Source organism: Chryseobacterium sp. Y16C (genome assembly GCF_022488405.1).
Classification (GTDB): Bacteria; Bacteroidota; Bacteroidia; order Flavobacteriales; family Weeksellaceae; genus Chryseobacterium; species Chryseobacterium geocarposphaerae.
The window spans coordinates 3,842,918-3,861,264 of sequence record NZ_CP092711.1; the positions used below are offsets into that span (position 1 = coordinate 3,842,918).

An 18,347-nucleotide genomic window follows, 5' to 3' on the forward strand; every position below is an offset into this window, starting at 1 on the left:
CATTTTTCTAACTCTATGAAAACCAAATTTAAATTTAGGCTTAAGAAAAATCTATTTCTTAACCTATTATTCTTTGTAAATATTTTTGTTTTTGCCAGTTTTACCAAAGAAGATCGGCAGAAAGTAAGGGCTTTCAAATTAAAGATGATGGACAAATACGTTTATCATGATACTGGGCAAGAGCTTATTGCTTTAGAAAATGGGGAAAAAGAAAATGTTCTTAACCAGAATTCTTCTTCTGTATTTGAAAAAGAAACAAAAAAAGAAAGGAATGGCTTTTCTGTATTACCATTTATAGCATCGGAAAATAATAATATTAAAAATGTTTTTGAGGCTGTTGAAAAGCAAGGGATTATCGGGGAATTTTCAGATGATGAATCGGATAATGCAACAGATAACTTTTTTACGGTCAATATTCCGGAAATAAAAAACCAAAATTCTAAAGCATATTTGATGTATGATTTGTTTGGATTGGATTCTTACCATTCTGTTTCAAGATCTATTAATAAAAACATTGCTTTTGGAGGTGAAATTATTGTTCCGGGGAATAAATGGAGTACACAGAAAGAAGAGCTTAGTTTAAGCTCTTTAAAAGAAGGGAAAAATAGTATTCTTTTTACATCTTCTGTGAACGGAATAAAATATAAAGTTAAGAATGTAAAAATTGTTTTTGATACTGGAAATGGTAATCATGATATTTCTTCTTTACTATCCCAGGATCAGCTTTATATTAAAGGTATTGAAGGTAATCCACTTACTATCGATAATAAATTAATCTCTCCAATAAAAGGTGAGTACGAAACATTAATCAAGCTGAGTGAAGAAGATAAAGTCCGAGGTTCTATATCTATTTTGGGAGTAAATGGGAAAAAAGAATACAAGATTCCTCAAAATAAAATTTCCTTTAAAGTAATTAATGAAGAAAAATTTATTCCGCTTATTCTAAATATTTCAAAAGAGACAGAGTATAAAGAGACTTATGAGAATGCGACGATTAATATTGAAAAAAATTCTACTGAAAATGCTGCACAAATAAACGTTGTAAAACTTAGAAAAAAAGATTATCCTTCTATTTCTAGGGATATAAAAAATCTGACGGTAGGGTCATATGCATATCGTCTGGAGACACAATCGGGGGAATTGACTAAAAAAATAAAGTTTTCTTTTCCTTATGATGAGAAGAAGTTGGGAGCAAGGTCTGCTAAAGATATTAAGGCATTTTATTTTGATTATTCATCAAAAAAATGGAAAATAGATCCTACCTCGGTAGTAGATACCGAGAAAAAAACCATTACAGTAGAAAATAAAGGAGATGGGGATTATATAAACGGAGTTGTTTCTGTTCCTGAATCTTCACAGTTGGAGGCTTTTGCCCCTACAAGCATTAGTGGGTTAAAAGCTGCAGATCCAACCGCAGGACTACAACTTATGGCGGCTCCAACTGCAACACAAAAAGGGGATGCTAATGCTAATTATCCAATTCGTGTTCCGGCGGGGATCGGTGGACTTCAGCCTTCACTATCTATAGGATATAATAGTGGAGGAGGAAACGGATGGATGGGAGAAGGCTGGAATATAAATGGAACATCTTCAATTACAGTAGATTCCAGATGGGGAGTTCCTACGTTTGATGGAGCTACAGAAACAGAGCTTTATTCTTTTGATGGAGAAATGTTGGTATATCCAAACGGCTATTTACCTCACAGGCATAACGATGTAAGTGAAACCAATACTGCAATTACCACTGATAAGCAGCTTAGAACCGAATACGCAGACACAGTGAATGGTGTGAAAAAATTTTATCTCCGAAAAAATCATGATTTTACCCTTATCGAAAGATTAGGCAACAGCCCGGGGAATTATTCTTGGAAAGTGACTTCTACCGATGGTACCAAACGTTATTACGGAGGATCTCCGGACTCCGTATTATATGGATCGGCAGGAATATCTAATTGGGCTTTACGATTGGTGGAAGATGCTCATGGGAATACTATGGAGTATACATATTACAATGAAAATGTATCAACTGGACAGGCGAGTGTTTCAGGGGGGATTTTTTTTCAGATAAAGAAGATTGCTTATGGTAGAACTAAAGAATACACTATAAATTTTAATAAAGAAACAACAATTACTAGAAAAGATATTAGTATTAATGCCAAACAAGGATTTAAAAGAGTAGAACCTTATTTGTTAAAAAGTATTGAAGTTAAATATAAAACTGAACTTGTCAGAACCTATAAATTAGAATATGAAAATGGAGAATTTTTTAAGACGCTGTTAAAAAAAATATTTATCATACCTAATAATCCGTGTTCAACAACTCCGGCTAGCAAAGGAGGTAGAGATGGAGATATAGATGATGGCGGTGGCGGAGGTGGCGGTACAAGTGGTGGTATCGAACCAACTTGTAATGAAATTACCGATAGCTATACTTTTGAATATTATGATGATGTAAAAGATAGCCAAGGAAATATAAGAATATTTGGTCCTGATACTCAGATTCAGCTCCAAAATGACAAACAGGCATATTCTGATTTTATAAGAGGACTTGTTAGACCTTCAAAAATTAATGGGAATATTGCTTCGGAGAAAGGCCTGAATTTTAGAATTGCAGCAGGATTAAATTTCTATTATCCTTCTAGCGATGCATATGGACATCTTATGTTTGGGTTTCCATTTGGTTATTCTAATGCTGAAGCTAAAAATGCACAACAACTCATTGATTTCAATGGTGATGGAATACAGGATATGATATATAGGGTCCCTGACGAAGGCCTTTTCTTGAGAGCAGGAATTCTGGATGCCCAGGGGAATTTGAGTTTTTCTTCTTCCAAATTAATTTCAAATTATAGCGGAGACTTTTCTTTTACTGAAACCAAGACAAGTAATTTAGGTTGGGATATGGGCGCCATTGTTTATAGTCATTCTCAAATAGGAGCTACAACTACCGGGAAAACAACTGCATATTTAACAGATGCCAATTCTGATGGGTTGATGGATATTGTGAACAATGGAGAAGTATGGTTTAACAAGTATAATACAGGATCGGAAATTTCGGAAATGACCAAGCATTCGGAATATACCGAAAATATGGTTGTTAAGGCAAAAGCAATACAACCCGCCATCAATCCTTGTTCAAATGTAAATAAAAGTACTCCTCTTTTTGGTAAAGCAATAAAACCTTGTGAGGATGAACCGGACTATCCTCCTGTTCCTATCACAGATGTAGTAAAGGTGTGGATTGCACCTAAAGATGGATATGTTAAATTTACGGATAATGTTTCTGTAGAAAATACTTTTATCGGAGTTTCTCCTCAAACAATATACTATTCTGTTGAGATATTAAATCCTACTCCCATAGGTAATACCTACTCTAATGGAAGATTGTATTTGACAGGATTGCATGTGGGGGACCCTGCAAAAAATATTGAGATCTCAAGGTATAATGATTATTACAGTCAAATGCAGAATATTCCGCCAATTGACCCAAACTATAATCATGGAGGGATCAATAATTCCAATAGATTATTTGTAAAAAGTGGTGATAAGATCTATGTGAGGTTACATAAAAATACTGAGAAAAATTTCGAGATTATCTCTAATCCTACAGTTACTTATGTTGATCCTAATACGGGGAATGACATTGTAAATACGACTGAGCTTTCACAGGATCAATTTCATATAAATAATGGCAGTTATGGCTTTAATTTTTTCTTAAATAATATTTCTGCACCTATTTATCTGGATGCCCAAGGAACGGCAACTATTAATGTGCCAAGTATTTATTTTCAGCATACAACAGATGACTTTACTTTCAGAATTGTAACCGAAAATGCAAATACAGGTGTTCTTACGGATTTAATTACTCCACAACTCTATCCACAAAGTGATACAGGGTTTACTACCAGTTCTAATTCTTTAAGTTTGGCTGTAAACTCTAATGAGCCCGTTTATCTTAGATTTATTGTAGAATCTGATTCTCAAACCGATTTCTTATATAATCATTGGAATGGTGGAATTTCAGTCAACTATAATGCTTCAACAAGCTATAATCCTAATGTAAATGTTAATTTTTTTGCTACAGCGGAATACCCATCATATGCAGTCACTCAGTTTACGGAAAAAGTAGATATTAGAAGTCCACAAATAAACCCCTCTTTAATTACCGGATCTCATGATTTTGGCGTTCAGATTAATAAAAACATTACTAATTTTACCAATTTAGGAACAGGAACATTTTACTATATTGTTAAGAAAGGAAATCATGTTCTTGCTAAAAGAAGAATTGTGGTAGTGGATACAACCTCCAATATTATAGAACAGGATATGTCTACTTCTCAGCCTATTTCAGGAATTTCGCCTATAACATTTTATACGGGAGATCTTACACAGCCTGATTTGATAACGATTCAGGTCTACTGCAGAAGTGGCGGGGATTATACATTGTTTAATAATTATTCACAACGTTTTCAAGGTAAGCCATTTAATATCTATTATGATGGTACAAATGTATATGGAAGTACTTCAGCCACTGCAGTGAATACTGCAATGTATAACACAAAATCTACAATATATAATAATTGGGGACAATTTTTATACAAGCCGGGAACTTTTAGCACATATACTTATGGAAGTCCTATCGAACTATCAGCGTTTTCGGCAGAGAGTTCAATCCAGAACACATATCCGTTATGTCAGGGCATAACTAATGAGGCAGATTTGGCAGCTTGTATTTTAAATACAACAAGTGATCCTAATGCAGGAAATAATACGGTTTCCCAAAATGTATCTCCTATGAAGCCGAATGTCAGTCTGAAAACAGTCTCTATCGGTGGAACAAAGCCAAGGAAAGAATATAGATGGGTAGGAATAGGCCCTGATCAGTATTCAAATGGAACTGCATTTAAAGATGATGAAACTGTAAATTATTTTACAAGTCCCATTCCTAGTCTACCGATTACAATACCCACCACTTACACGGCCGGTCAATTGTCGGTAGATACAACCATGAAATCAATCAACAGAATACAAAAAAGCAGTTCAAGAAATACAACTAATGGATTAAGTTATGGGATGGGAAGTGCAGGAAATTCTGAAACTATTCTTACAGGAATAGGCAGCGTTGAAACACAAACATTTTCTGATATGAATGGTGATGGTTATCCCGATCTGGTATACCCTGAATCGATTCAGTTTACCAATTCAACCGGGAGTTTGGAGAACATCAAGCTTATTGCTTCAGGAGATTATCCTACAAGATCTGATAGTTACCAAAGAATGAACTCTCTCGGGTTTTCTTATAACGCATTTTCCGTAACAGGAAGAATTGGGGCTCAGGGAGAATCAGGAACATCTACTCAGGCAGATTCTGGAATGCCATGGTCGGGTGGTGCATCAATAAACGCAGGAGTAAATGATTATTATGACTCTTATGACTCAGGGAGAACTTTCTGGATGGATATTAATGGAGACGGACTTCCGGACAGGATCAAAGATGGCGGGCTACCAACTATGATGTATGCATTAAATTTGGGACAAAGTTTAAGTGGGGATACAGCTTATGAGAATTTGATTACCTATAGATCTCACCCAAAAGGAGGAATGAGTGTTGGACTAGGAGGTAGTCTTGGAGCTTCTGCTAATCTTGGAGGGCTAAGCAGCTTTGGATTTGGAATCAGCGCAAGTGTAGGGGCTTCCTCCTCCTCTGGATCTGCGGATGTAGTATATGAGGATATTAATGGGGATGGCTTGATTGATATTCTTGAAATTAACAATACTAATAATTCTACAACGGTTCGTTATAATTTAGGAAGTAAGTTCGATGCTCCTGTTCCTTTAGTAAAAACTTCTGGAAGTGTAGATTTTACGGATGAAACAAGATCGTTCAATGGTTCGATTTCTTTCGGAGGAAATTATATGTTTAATATTGGTCCTATTACATTGATTCCTCCTGTTGTTTTATTAGTTCTTTGGATTAAAGCCGGAGCCGGAGCAACTGCAAATTTAGGATTGAATGTCTCTGAAACAAGAAAAGCATTTAAGGATATGAATGGTGATGGGTTCACAGATTTAGTCGTGGATACAGATAATGGGTTTATTGTAAATTATTCCTTAATCGGAAGAACCAATAAGCTTAAATCAATTACCAACACCATTTCGAAAGGAAAATATCTAGTAGATTATCAGTTTGAAAGAGCAAATTATAATAATCCTCATGCTAAGCTCATAGTTACAAAAATAAGTATTGTAGAGCCAGATATATTCTCACAGAATTATACTACTGAGCAAGGGAATAAAATGGAAACTCAATATTCGTTCAGCAACCGAAAATATGACCGAAGAGAAAGAGAGGATTTTGGTTTTGAAACCGTTATAAAAAAGGAAATGAACGGAAATACAGCGGAGAGAACTTCTACAGATATTTATTTTAATAATAGTTACCTTCTAAATGGGCTCATCAGACAGAGTATAGTTAAAAACAGTGGCGGAGCAATAATGTCAGAAGTAAACTACGAATATAAATTACGAAAATTTAAAAATAATGTTTCAGAAATAGATTTCAATTCAGATCTACCTTTTGATTATGATACTGGAGGAAAAGAAGGTAGAAAGATGGCTATTGCTTTACTTGATAAAAAAATAAAAACCAAATACGAAAACGGAGGAAGTCTCCAGACTATGGAACAGTTTTCTTATACTTCAAAAGGGTTGGTTTCAAGATATCAGTATACGAGCCCTTCTACATCATATAATTCAAGTATTAAGTATCAGGCTGTGAATAATAATATTATTGGAGTTCCTATCCTTATTGATGTGTATGAAGGTACTTCTCAAGGTCAGTTGTTAAGACAGAGAGAAGCATTTAATATCAATGTTAATACAGGGGATGTAGGATCTTATTCTGTTTTTGATGGAAGTAACGCCAGTATTACTGATGTAGAATATAATGCGGCAGGAAATATTACGAAAGTAACTTATCCGCCGAATCATAACGGAGACCGATACTTTCTGGAGTATACTTATGATGATACAGAGACAGGGAAATATGTTATTAAAGTAACGGATGTCTTTGGTATTAATTCTACAGCAACGTATAACCCACTTTTTGACGTAGTGACCAGAAAAGTAGATACAGGAGGAAATGCTATGGTGTTTTATTATGATGGCTTCGGAAGGACGAGATCTATTATGGGGCCTAACGAAATTGCGAGCAACTCTACGGTTCCTACGGTGAAATATAATTATTGGACCGATCATGCCGGAATTCCAAATAATGATACTTCAATAAAAATTTACAGGGCGTCAACTTCAAATTTTGATCCTGAAAACGCATCAACGAATAATACGATTATGACAGACTCCTATTCTGATTTCTTAGGAAGAGTAGTACAGGTGAAAAAAGATATTGAAGTGAATACAATTGAAGCCAGAACAGTATCTGGAAGAGCGATTTATGACGGATTGGGAAGAGTAATCAGGCAGTATCATCCGAAATATGAGCCTTTAGGAAATCAGAACCTGAATTCTTCTACTCTGGCAGAGCCTTTTACCTCTTCTGAATATGATAATCAGGACAGGGTGATCTCTTCGACAGATGAAGATAACAATACAAAAATTACACAATATACTATAGAGAATAATCTGCTGAAAGTAAGCGAAGAGTTTTTGACCGAAAAATCGGAATCGTTGTCTAATGCTGAAGGAAAAATAGTACAGAAAAATGATTATTTGTATTCTCAGCCGCTTACTACCAGCTTTAGATACAGTGCTGTTGGCGAATTATTGCGGGTGGAAGATCCTGAAGGAATAATAACCGAATATGCATACGACCTTGCGGGCAGACGCATACAGCAGATTCATCCAGATAAGGGGACTACTTCTTATGAATATGATACTGCGGGGAATCTTAGAAGAATGACAACGGATAACCTGTTGAATGATCCCAACATCACTAATCACTTTATACAATACAAATACGATCATAACAGATTGGCTGCGGTGGAGCTTCCTGATCTTCCGAATGGTAATCCGAATCCGAATACTTCCTGGTATACCTATGGTCTTGCCGGAACCGGGAACAACGCTGGAAAGCTTATTGCAAAATATGACGGAACTGGAAATACACAGTACACATATGGAAGAATGGGAGAAGTGCTTTCTGAAGAAAGAACAATAGTGGGCTATCAAATTCCTACCATGTATTTTAAAACCTATTTTAACTATGACAGCTGGAACCGTATCAAAAAGATCAAATATCCGGACGATGAAATGGTAACTTATCATTATGACAAAGGAGGTAATTTGAAATCAGTAGACAATAATTATGGAGAAATCTATATTCAGAATATTTATAATGATCAATATGAACAGCGTATAGGTATTCAGTATGGGAATGGGATTATTCAAAATTATAGTTACAATCAGCAAAACAGAAGACTGCAAGAGTATGGTTTGTACAATTCTACTTATCAGCCTATGTTGATGAATAATTATAAGTACGATGCTTTCTCGAATATTACGGAGATTAAAAACCTGGCACCCGTGCAGCCGAACGGTATGGGTGGTGCATTTAGGTTTGATCTTAACTATGACACCCTCAACAGGCTTATTGGTACTGTAACCCGAACTGTAGAAGTAGTGTGTGACAATCCTGAAGAACCTCAATCCGTTAGCCAGAAAGCAAGAGGGTGTATTCCTATTACCGTTAATCAGAATATACCATCTACTTATGAGCTGGAAGTGGAATATAACAATGCGGGAGGAATTATACGGAAAAGACAGCACCACGAGCAGAACCAGCAGGTAGTACAGGAAAATACCTATGATAACAAGTACGAATACCCATCCGGGAATCATAAAGTAGCTGTTGTTACCGATGTATCTACCGGAAATGCGGATGACTTTGATTATGATGCTAACGGTAATCTTATTAATCATAATGATAATAATGGAGGACGAAAATTGTTCTGGGATGAGCAGGACAGGATGAAAGCATTTTATAATGATAATACGGGTGTCTTCCAGTATAATGTGTATGACGACAAGGGTGAAAGAACTATCAAATATGGTCTGATAACCCCTGCTGATCTTTACCAGAACGGAGAGTTGATGGATCCGGATGCCTTGAAAATGCAAGAGTACAAGCTTTACCCGAATCCTTATATTACAGTAAGCTCTACAGGACAGTATACGAAGCATTATTTTGAAGGTTCCAAAAGATTTGCAAGCCGAGTTATAGATGGTTCAGATATTTTTACGCAGCCACCTTCAACTACAAAAATGGCGGCTCAGTCTGAAACAAAAGAAACCGCAGATCCTAAAGCAGACTTTAAAACCTATCTGGAAAAAACAGGATTGGGAAATGATGTTTCTGTAGAGCTGAGAGAGCAGTATCAACAAACGGGCTTATATTATTTGCATGGTGATCATTTAGGAACGGCAACATTTGTGACAAATTTTATGGCAGAACCTACCCAATTTTTCTTAAATTTACCTTTTGGGGAAACCATGCTGGAGCAGACCGATGGAACATACAATAATCCGTATAAGTTCAATGCTAAGGAACTTGATGAAGATATAGGATTATATTACTATGGGGCAAGATATTATAATCCAAGGTTGAGTATTTGGTATGGGGTTGACCCACTCGCGGAGAAAATGCCAAGTTGGTCACCATATACTTATGTTTTTGATAATCCAGTAAAATATGTAGATCCTTCAGGGATGATTGCTGAAGATTGTCCAGGTTGTCCGAAGCCATCCAAATTAAATGAAGCACGCTATGGATCGGATGGGAAGTATTATACATCTATAGGTGTAAGCGAGGGTTCAACTGAATTAGAGTGGGTAAGAACTGAGAGTATTCAGGAAGTGAAAATAGCTCCTTCTGCAAAAGCTCAGGGAGATTATAATCTAAGGCAGGCTAGGCGTAGATTAGGGGAGGCACAAGCAAAAATGTTTGGAAAATATGCTTTTGGAATTTCAGTTAATGTAAGTTATGAGAATGTAAATCGATCATATTCCCTTGCCTATAATTTTGGTACTGAACAATTTAAGATATTTCAGACTGATGGTGTAAAAATAGGGACGACAAGTCCTGGTGATTATGGCTTTTCAGTATTTAGTATGAACGCATATGGAGAAAAAAATAAAGAAAAGTATACGAACGTTTTTGAAGGGGCTCAAGGATACTCTACAGAAGTTTCAGGTTCTTATATCTGGGGGGGGGCTCATAGCTTTAGTGCAAAAGATAATGGTTTTGGTCGTGCTGATTATGGAACTCAAGCCACAAGTTTTAATTTAGGTACTGGTTATGATGCAGCGGTTTCAAGAACATATACAACCGATATAACACAAAAAGTCAATAATGCTCCATCAGCATTAGGTAAATGGCTTCGTAAAAATATTAGGCATTCCCCTCAATTTGATTAAAGATGAAACCCAAAATAAGTTTAATTGTCAGTTTAATAATTGTGTTAATTTTTTTTATTTTAACAAATCGTATAGACCACAAAAGCAATGCAAAGAGGCTTGCTGAGGAAGAATGTATTATAGTTGTAGAAATTCCTCCTTCATTATATACCTCTGAGATGTTTAAAACTAAAGGATATAATCCATTTACTAAAAAGCCTTGTGAATGTAATCATTATAATAGATGGTGGACTTCATATAAAGGGGAAATTGAGTTGGGTGATACAATTGTAAAAAAGAAGGGTGAACTAATTTTTAGTATTCACAAAAAAGATAGTATTATTAACCATAACTACCAGTTGTAGTTGAAAAAATAAAAGCGGAAATTTGTCCGCTTTTATTTTTTTGGTACAATATCGAAATCAAGTCGATAAGAGATTATTTTAATAGAGTTATTCTCTTTCTGTAGTCTAAAATATTCTTTTGTTTGAGTAGAATCCCTTGTAACAAGATATGAAAGTTCATATTTAGAAATAGGATTAGATCCTTCGGTTATTTGTGTCCAACTATCTATAAGTTCATAATCTTTTACTTTTCCGAAATCATTATCTGTTTTATCTAAAATCCTTTCAAACCTTTCTTTTCCTACTTCCTGAAAAAACCGATTACTAAATAATTTAAAAACTTCTTTATTATTTTTGTTTTGTATTAAAAAATAAAATTTATTAATAACTTTTTGAGCATCTTGTTTATCAGATTCTCTGTTTTCATAAATTTTATTGTAATTACAACCAATAAAAGCAAAACAAACAAAAGATATAATATATTTTTTCATAGGAAATATTTATGTAAAAATAATATTAAAAAAATAATCAATTAATTTTAAATCTGAAAAAATTAATTATAGCATACAACTTATCGTTGAAAATAGATAAGTAATTTGAAGTTATTCATATTGAGTTTGTAAGATATTATCTGCATGGAGATCATTTGGGAACAGCATCATTTGTTACTGATGAAACATCAGAATCTACTCAGTTTTTCTTAAATTTACCTTCTGGGGAAATCATGTATGAACAGCAATCGGGAGTCTATGATAATCCGTATAAGTTCAATGCTAAGGAACTTGATGAAGACATAGGCTTGTATTATTATGGAGCGAGGTATTATAATCCTAGGTTAAGTATTTGGTATGGTGTGGATCCATTAGCTGCCAAATACCCAAGCTGGTCGCCGTATAATTATACGTTTGATAATCCTATTATTTATACGGATCCTACAGGAATGGGACCGGAAGATTGGATTAGAAAAGACGGAGTATGGCAATATGATGCGACTGTCACTACAGCTGAACAGGCTTACAAAATGGAAGGTGTAACCGGCTTTGCAAAGAATGGGACTGTAATTTCTGATGCAAAAATAGGACCTAATGGAGAGGCTGGATATGTAAGGCTTAGTAAAGGAGGGAAAGCTACTTATGAACCTATGTATGGTTTAATTAATACTATTACAAGTTTCATTCAAGGAGATATATCAACTTGGTCACCACAAGAATTCCCTCAACTTACAAATCCTGGTGGAGCTGCAAGAACAGATTTTGATCAAAGCACATGGGATAAATTTAGACCAGGAGATAAATTATATACTCTAGATATGGGAAGTTTTGTACAACCAGGTTCTTTGCCTGATTCCCCAGGGAGTTTGCAACTGTTTGATAGATTCACTGCTTTTCTTGATGGAATGAAAAACCTATCGGATGCTGGACGTAATATATTTAAAAGTCAACCAGATACACTGCATATTAAGGCGACCTTTGTTTATCCTGAAAAAGGTGTTCTTTTTAAGGATACTATCTTTTCAGAACCTTATAGAAAAAACGAATCTTTTGATCAAGTTTATGATAGACTGAATAAAAAATATGATTCTGTTAAATCTAACTCATCTAAATTTCTAACTCGCTAAAAAGTAGTTTTAATTTTATTAAAAAACGTGAAATCATACTTATGAGAAAAAAATATATTTATACTGTTTTTCTTTTTACATTATTTTTTTGTAAAAAAGAGGAACCTAAAGAAAAAAAAAACATAAATTCCCAAGCTTTTTTTTCAAAAATTGCAGACATTAGTAAATTCGAAAAATCTGAGAGAACTAAGCTAAATGATTCAACCTATAGAATTAAAGGAGATGTAGGCCCTCTGCATGTAACAGGATATTTAACTCAAAATAATGAAAAGATAGATTGGTGGAAAATAGTTGACTCGAATAGTGATAAAGAACTTATGATAATCGAGTATAGATTAGTTGATAACAAAGAATTTGCAAATCAATATAAGATTTTTAATAATTCAGAATTGGATATTTATAAAAGCAAATACTACGCTTTAACGCCTAAAAAGAGTAACGTTTTCTATTCTTTTTATGTACCAAAAAATAAAGATATTATTAAAACAAAAGGTAAGTTTTTATATTCTGTTTATGATACAAAAAAAAATGAAGAAATAGGTAGTAGCGAATGTGAATGTATAAATTCAGATAATCAATTTCGATGTACATTTTCAATTCCTAATAAAAATAATATTGTAATCTCTGGCGTTTTTTTTGAATTATCTCAAACTAAAGATGGGAAAATGGGAGGAAGTGAAATATATGTGAGAGATACTTTAAAATGAAGCAATAAAACAATCCCGCTAATTTAGCGGGAGGTTTGCTTTTATAATGCTGAAATATGCTGTTGCAAATAATCTTAAACCGTTTTTTAGAAACAAAAGCTTCAATAAGTTTTAGGAGGATATTTTTTCTTCCTTATCGAGTTCGTTAATGAGTGTTAATTGTACCCAGAACTGCAGTTTTGAGATAATTTAGGAACATCAAGATTTATTATCAATCCGCTAGAGGCAACTAAATGAAGGAGGGTCAATTTCAAAGCTTAGTTCAGATGAAGTTGGTATCACTTCAATACCAAATATGCTTTCATACACAACCTGGACAAATGACACTATGCAGGTTTTTACTGGAGGTGCTAATGAAACAGATCCGAGCACAGCAAGTAAAGCTTTACCTCGTGACAAGCTTGAAACTAACGATATGTTTTATCAGATATTTATGTTTTATGGTAGAAATACACAACTTACTCGTGGTGCTATAGGCTTTGAAGAGGCTTTTACCCAATTTGGTCTTGATGTAGAAGGTATTGGGAATCCTGTTGGAAGTTTATCTGGGTCAGAAACATCAAAATCAATGGATACAGCTAGTATTTGGACTACACAGGCAACAGGGCTTCTTCGTAATAAAGATGGTACAGCGTATGGTTTGAAATATAAAAATGTAAGAGGTTTTGGTTTACCAGTACAGAAGAGAGACTCTATGTTGAAATCCAGCGCTGATTCTACAAATTATTGGAAGAAAAAGTATGAGAAAAGCCAGCGTTGATTCAGCGAATTATTAAATAAACATTTAGGAAGATTAGATTATGAAATATATTATTTTATGTAGCTTGTTTATCCTCTTGGGATGTAAAAAAGAGGTACCCCAAAAAATATACTATCCAAATGGCAAACTCAATTACATTTTAAATAAAAAAGAAGATACTACTAAAATTACGTTTTTTAATAAAAATGAGAAAGCCGCCATGCATTTGAATTTTTATAAAGATCATTTTATAGGATCTATCATTTATAGCAAGAACCCCAATCTTCCATTTAAAGATTCTATTATTATAGACAGTGTGAGGGGGCCTTATTTTTATGGAACAGAATATATTATTTTTGAAAAAAAAGCTAAGCTTATGGGGTCATATAGGTATAAAAGAAACTCAGATTTTAGAAAAGCATTACAGAGCGTACAACCGTTTGGGATTCATAATACATTTGATATGAAAGGAGGTGTTATTGAAAAAACTGAATATATAATTGTAAATGATACTGTATATAACACAAAAATTGCACCTTAGAATGAATAATCGAGTAATTGTTTTAATATTTTCTATTTTTCTGATAGAATCCTGCACAAAAAAAAGCAATTTATCTTATAGCATTTATGATAAAGCTGGTTTTATTAAAGCAGATGGAAAATTTAAAGGAGATCAGTTTACAGATACGATTTATGTATATAAAGACAAAGATAATGACATTTATGATGATCATTTTGATACTTTTATAATAATAGATAGTTCAAGTGAGAATTATTTTTATGGTACTGAAATCGTAGAGGAAAAAAATACCCATAAACTTTTTTCTAAAGGAAGATACAGGTTTAAGAAATTACCTGATCCAGAAAAATCCTACCAGAGTAAATTAAAGACAGGGTATTTTGAATTTCACAATATTGATGGAAGTCTTATTTCAAAAAAATTATATCAAATAAAAGGTGATTCTTCTTATATGATAAATACAGTTAAACAATAATCTAGTGGTCTGATTTGAATAACAGATAAATAATGCCTTATATTTTGTGAGGGTTCTTGCTGTATTGTATAATACTTTTAAATAAGAAAAATTACATTTTTTTGTATCCTGTTTAAAAATAAAATCAATATAATTAGCTTAATCAGACTTCAAAACTTATCTGGAAAACAAGATAAGACATGAAATTTCTGTAGAGCTGAGAGAACAGTATCAGCACACAGGCTTATATTATCTTCATGGTGACCATTTAGGAACGGCAACATTTGTGACAAATTTTATGGGAGACCCAACGCAGTTTTTCTTAAATTTACCGTTCGGGGAAACCATGGTAGAGCAGATGAGTGGGGTGTATGATAACCCATATAAATTCAATGCCAAGGAGCTTGACAGCGAAACAGGTCTTTATTATTATGGAGCGAGGTATTATAATCCTAGATTAAGTATTTGGTATGGAGTGGATCCAATGGCTGAGAGAATGCCAAACTGGTCTCCATATAGTTACAGCTTCCAGAACCCGGTGAGATATGTAGATCCAGATGGCAAGAAGCCGCTTGATTGGGTAAGGGGGCAAAACGGTAATTATTTTTGGGATAGTAGAGTTAAAGATCAAGCAGGGGCAGAAAAGTATTGGGGAAAAGGAGCAACACATTATGCCCCAAATGCAATGGGTTATTATTCTAGCGATGGAAAAGGATATGCACTTTTATCTGATAATGCAAAATGGGTTAGAAATGGTGTAGAATATACAACCCAAGATATGGCTGGGACAGAACCTCTATCTACAAAATTTAAAAATTATGTTATAGATAATAAAACGGATATTACTGCAGCAGCTCAAGCAATGCAAACAACAGGAGATGCTGCAACTATGTCAGGACTTGCAGTTGCTGCGGTAGGAGCTCCCATTGCAGGCGTGGGAGCCACTCCTGGTTTGACAGTAGCAACTGCAGGTTCTATAATGTCAACAACAGGAAAAGTTATTGAAAGTGGTGTTGAAATTATTACCTCGGATTATTCAAATAATGCAACTGGCAATGCTATTTTTGACATCACAGCAGGATTTATTATAAATACAGTCGTAGATACCCTAATACCTGGCCCAACACCTAATGTTTACTCACCTAATAGGACAATTATACATGATGTAAATACTGTAACTAAAGAAGGTGTTAAAGAAGGTTCTTCAAAAATACTAGACTCTCAAAAGTAAATGAATATAGTTTATATTGTAATAGGCTTTTTGCTTTTAATTTGTTCTATACTTTATATTAGATCAAATATAAACAGATTAAGTAAAGACGAAGCAAATGGTTTTGAAATAAATCCAATGAATTATTCTAGGATTATTAGTGCATTAGCATTAATATTTATACTTTTATTGTTGGTTATAAAAAAATGTTTATGAATTATATAGGAATAATAGCACCTCTTTTTTTTATTTTTGCGAGTATTATTATAAAAATATCAAAAAGCCCTCAAGTACAAGCTTTTAAAAAGTATTGGTGGGTTTTATTTTTAATAGGACTTTTCAATTTGATATATAATTTGATAAAAATATATTAGAAATAAAAAATACTCTCACAAAAGTGAGAGTATTTTTTATTTGTTGATAAGACTATTCAGTAACTTGATACCATATATTTTCCATGTAATAAACTTTTTACAAATCCATCTAAGTTAAATTGAAGCATTGCATTCATTGGAACAGTCTTTAAAATATGATCACTTCTTTGACTGTTCAAATTTTTAAATAGTACAATTGCTTGATTTAGATTTTCTTTGGAATCAGAGGCAAAAGCGTTATAGATGGCATTATTGAAGTATTTAAATTTTATACTTTCAATAATTTCTTTTTTTCTCTTTTCATTCCAATTACCCTCTTGTGCGGCTTGTTCTACTTTATTTTTACAATAATTATTAAAGTAATTTTCGTATTCCGTTACTTTAATCAATTCGTCAATCAGAATTTTATTTTCTGGTGTAGGTTCTGCTGGAGGTGGTGGAGCAGATTCCTGGGCAATAACAAAAGAAGAAATACAAAAAGTTAAAACAAAAAGAATATTTTTCATAGCAGTTGAATTTTATATATCATAAGTGTTGTAATATTTTTTTCCATTATATAAAATGTTTTTACAAATATACGTATTCATTTAAACATAGTTTTATTATTCAAATAAGCAAAGTTGTATTTGGAATATTCTGAAAAAAGTATTATTTAACAATATCATCATAAATAATATAAGTTATAGGGTTACTGGTGAAATTTATTTTTTTGCCTTTTGTTATCTAAAAAAATTTTTAAAGTAATTATATAAAGAATTATTTCTATTTTTGAGAAAATAACGTTTGAGAGTTATGAATAAAAAATCAATACTTGGATTAAGCTGTGCAATCGTTTGCATAGGCGCGGATTTTATAGCTGCACAAACTTCTATTCAGGTGAAAAATACTCAGGATTTTGTAAGAAATGAAGTGGTTGCGATTCCGATAAGCCAGTTGAAGTCGTTTTTAGGTAAAAATAAAGAGTCGGATCTTCGAATTAAAGATGCTCAAAATAATTACCTTACGATTCAGTGGATGGATAATAATGGAGATGGGAAGAATGATGAACTGCTTTTTCAGGCGAAAGTGGGAGGGAAAAAGACCGGTTTTTATACTATCGTTGCAGATGCAAAAACTCCGGTTCCGGTAAGTAATGTGACGACATATTCAAGGTTGGTTCCTGAGCGTGCGGATGATTATACTTGGGAAAATGATAAAATTGCTTTTCGTGTGTATGGTCCGAAAGGACAACAGGAAGCTTTGGCGGGAGTAAAAGGTAGTACGCTTTCAAGTGGAGTGGATATTTGGCTGAAAAGAACTGATAAATCTATCATTAATGACTGGTATAAAGGTTATTTGACGGATCCGATGTATTATCACAGAGATACAAGAGGAGAAGGTTATGATCCCTATCAGGTTGGAGACAGTCGTGGAACAGGAGGAATCGGGATCTGGAAAGACGGAAAACTCCAGGTGTCTCAGAATTTTGTAACCTCAAAAACGATTGCAGAAGGTCCGTTGAGAACGGTTTTTGAATTAACTTATAATCCGTGGAGTGAGTTTGGAGTGAAGGAAACAAAGAGAATTTCTCTGGATCTGGGTTCTAATTTTTCAAAATTTGAATCGACTTTTGAAGCTGAAAAACAGGTTCCAAATTATACGATCGGAATTACACTTCATAAAAATGAAGGAGAAGCAAAACTGAATGATAAGAACGGATATTACCTACACTGGGAGAAAATTGATGATGCTTTTGTGGGAGAAGGAATAGTTGTTGATCCCAATATTGTAGAAAGATCAATGGCTTTTAAATCTGAAATTCCGGATCAGAGTAATTTGCTGGTCATTACAAAACCTCAGAAAAAACTGACTTATTATGCAGGATTTGCATGGCAGAAAAGTGGGCAGATTCAAACACAAAAAGATTGGGAAAATATGTTGCAAAAACAGGCTCAGATTATAGCAAACCCTTTACAGGTAAAGGTTAAATAA

The 18,347-nt window shown here is 33.8% G+C and carries 11 protein-coding genes; 9 read left to right on the forward strand and 2 right to left on the reverse strand.

The window, feature by feature from the left end; all coding sequences use genetic code 11:
* The first annotated feature begins 15 nt into the window (after positions 1 to 15).
* Together MKS83_RS17420 and MKS83_RS17425 are read left to right on the forward strand one after the other, a co-directional pair.
* A complete protein-coding gene (locus MKS83_RS17420; RefSeq protein WP_240580657.1) occupies positions 16 to 10,431 on the forward strand; it encodes a SpvB/TcaC N-terminal domain-containing protein in 10,416 nt (3,471 codons plus the stop codon).
* 2 nt (positions 10,432 to 10,433) lie between these two features.
* Positions 10,434 to 10,775, forward strand: a complete 342-nt coding sequence (locus tag MKS83_RS17425) for a hypothetical protein (protein ID WP_240580658.1) — start codon at positions 10,434 to 10,436, stop codon at positions 10,773 to 10,775.
* Positions 10,776 to 10,807: 32 nt separating this feature from the next.
* Here the strand turns inward: MKS83_RS17425 and MKS83_RS17430 are convergent, their stop codons facing one another.
* Positions 10,808 to 11,245 (reverse strand): hypothetical protein, encoded by a 438-nt coding sequence (locus tag MKS83_RS17430; protein WP_240580659.1) that lies wholly within the window; start codon positions 11,243 to 11,245, stop codon positions 10,808 to 10,810.
* A gap of 155 nt (positions 11,246 to 11,400) precedes the next feature.
* On the opposite strand from MKS83_RS17430, the gene MKS83_RS17435 reads away from it, so the two are divergent.
* The 6 genes from MKS83_RS17435 (at position 11,401) to MKS83_RS17460 (ending at position 16,023) form a co-directional block, all read left to right on the forward strand.
* Positions 11,401 to 12,372: an RHS repeat-associated core domain-containing protein gene (locus MKS83_RS17435; protein ID WP_240580660.1), complete on the forward strand. Its 972-nt coding sequence runs from the start codon at positions 11,401 to 11,403 to the stop codon at positions 12,370 to 12,372.
* A 41-nt stretch (positions 12,373 to 12,413) separates the two neighbouring features.
* Positions 12,414 to 13,079, forward strand: a complete 666-nt coding sequence (locus MKS83_RS17440) for a hypothetical protein (RefSeq protein ID WP_240580661.1) — start codon at positions 12,414 to 12,416, stop codon at positions 13,077 to 13,079.
* 295 nt (positions 13,080 to 13,374) lie between these two features.
* A complete protein-coding gene (locus tag MKS83_RS17445) occupies positions 13,375 to 13,839 on the forward strand; it encodes a hypothetical protein (protein WP_240580662.1) in 465 nt (154 codons plus the stop codon).
* A gap of 40 nt (positions 13,840 to 13,879) precedes the next feature.
* Positions 13,880 to 14,359 carry a hypothetical protein gene (locus MKS83_RS17450; protein ID WP_240580663.1) on the forward strand — a complete coding sequence of 160 codons (480 nt, stop codon included), beginning with the start codon at positions 13,880 to 13,882 and terminating at the stop codon, positions 14,357 to 14,359.
* 1 nt (position 14,360) lies between these two features.
* The gene (locus MKS83_RS17455) at positions 14,361 to 14,813 is read left to right on the forward strand and encodes a hypothetical protein (RefSeq protein WP_240580664.1); all 453 of its coding nucleotides are present in this window, start codon (positions 14,361 to 14,363) and stop codon (positions 14,811 to 14,813) included.
* Positions 14,814 to 15,090: 277 nt separating this feature from the next.
* On the forward strand, positions 15,091 to 16,023 hold the full coding sequence (locus MKS83_RS17460) for an RHS repeat-associated core domain-containing protein (RefSeq protein WP_240580665.1): 933 nt from the start codon (positions 15,091 to 15,093) through the stop codon (positions 16,021 to 16,023).
* A gap of 409 nt (positions 16,024 to 16,432) precedes the next feature.
* On the opposite strand, the gene MKS83_RS17465 is transcribed toward MKS83_RS17460, so the two are convergent.
* On the reverse strand, positions 16,433 to 16,882 hold the full coding sequence (locus tag MKS83_RS17465; protein ID WP_240580666.1) for a hypothetical protein: 450 nt from the start codon (positions 16,880 to 16,882) through the stop codon (positions 16,433 to 16,435).
* Between the two features lie 286 nt (positions 16,883 to 17,168).
* On the opposite strand from MKS83_RS17465, the gene MKS83_RS17470 reads away from it, so the two are divergent.
* Entirely contained in the window at positions 17,169 to 18,347 is a 1,179-nt protein-coding gene (locus MKS83_RS17470) for a DUF4861 family protein (protein WP_240580667.1), read from the forward strand.

Bases quoted from the DNA above. Each gene is read 5' to 3' on its own strand.
- MKS83_RS17420 (WP_240580657.1), top strand. From the start codon at position 16: ATGAAAACCAAATTTAAATTTAGGCTTAAGAAAAATCTATTTCTTAAC.
- MKS83_RS17425 (WP_240580658.1), top strand. From the start codon at position 10,434: ATGAAACCCAAAATAAGTTTAATTGTCAGTTTAATAATTGTGTTAATT.
- MKS83_RS17430 (WP_240580659.1), bottom strand. From the start codon at position 11,245: ATGAAAAAATATATTATATCTTTTGTTTGTTTTGCTTTTATTGGTTGT.
- MKS83_RS17440 (WP_240580661.1), top strand. From the start codon at position 12,414: ATGAGAAAAAAATATATTTATACTGTTTTTCTTTTTACATTATTTTTT.
- MKS83_RS17445 (WP_240580662.1), top strand. From the start codon at position 13,375: ATGCTTTCATACACAACCTGGACAAATGACACTATGCAGGTTTTTACT.
- MKS83_RS17450 (WP_240580663.1), top strand. From the start codon at position 13,880: ATGAAATATATTATTTTATGTAGCTTGTTTATCCTCTTGGGATGTAAA.
- MKS83_RS17455 (WP_240580664.1), top strand. From the start codon at position 14,361: ATGAATAATCGAGTAATTGTTTTAATATTTTCTATTTTTCTGATAGAA.
- MKS83_RS17460 (WP_240580665.1), top strand. From the start codon at position 15,091: ATGGGAGACCCAACGCAGTTTTTCTTAAATTTACCGTTCGGGGAAACC.
- MKS83_RS17465 (WP_240580666.1), bottom strand. From the start codon at position 16,882: ATGAAAAATATTCTTTTTGTTTTAACTTTTTGTATTTCTTCTTTTGTT.
- MKS83_RS17470 (WP_240580667.1), top strand. From the start codon at position 17,169: ATGAATAAAAAATCAATACTTGGATTAAGCTGTGCAATCGTTTGCATA.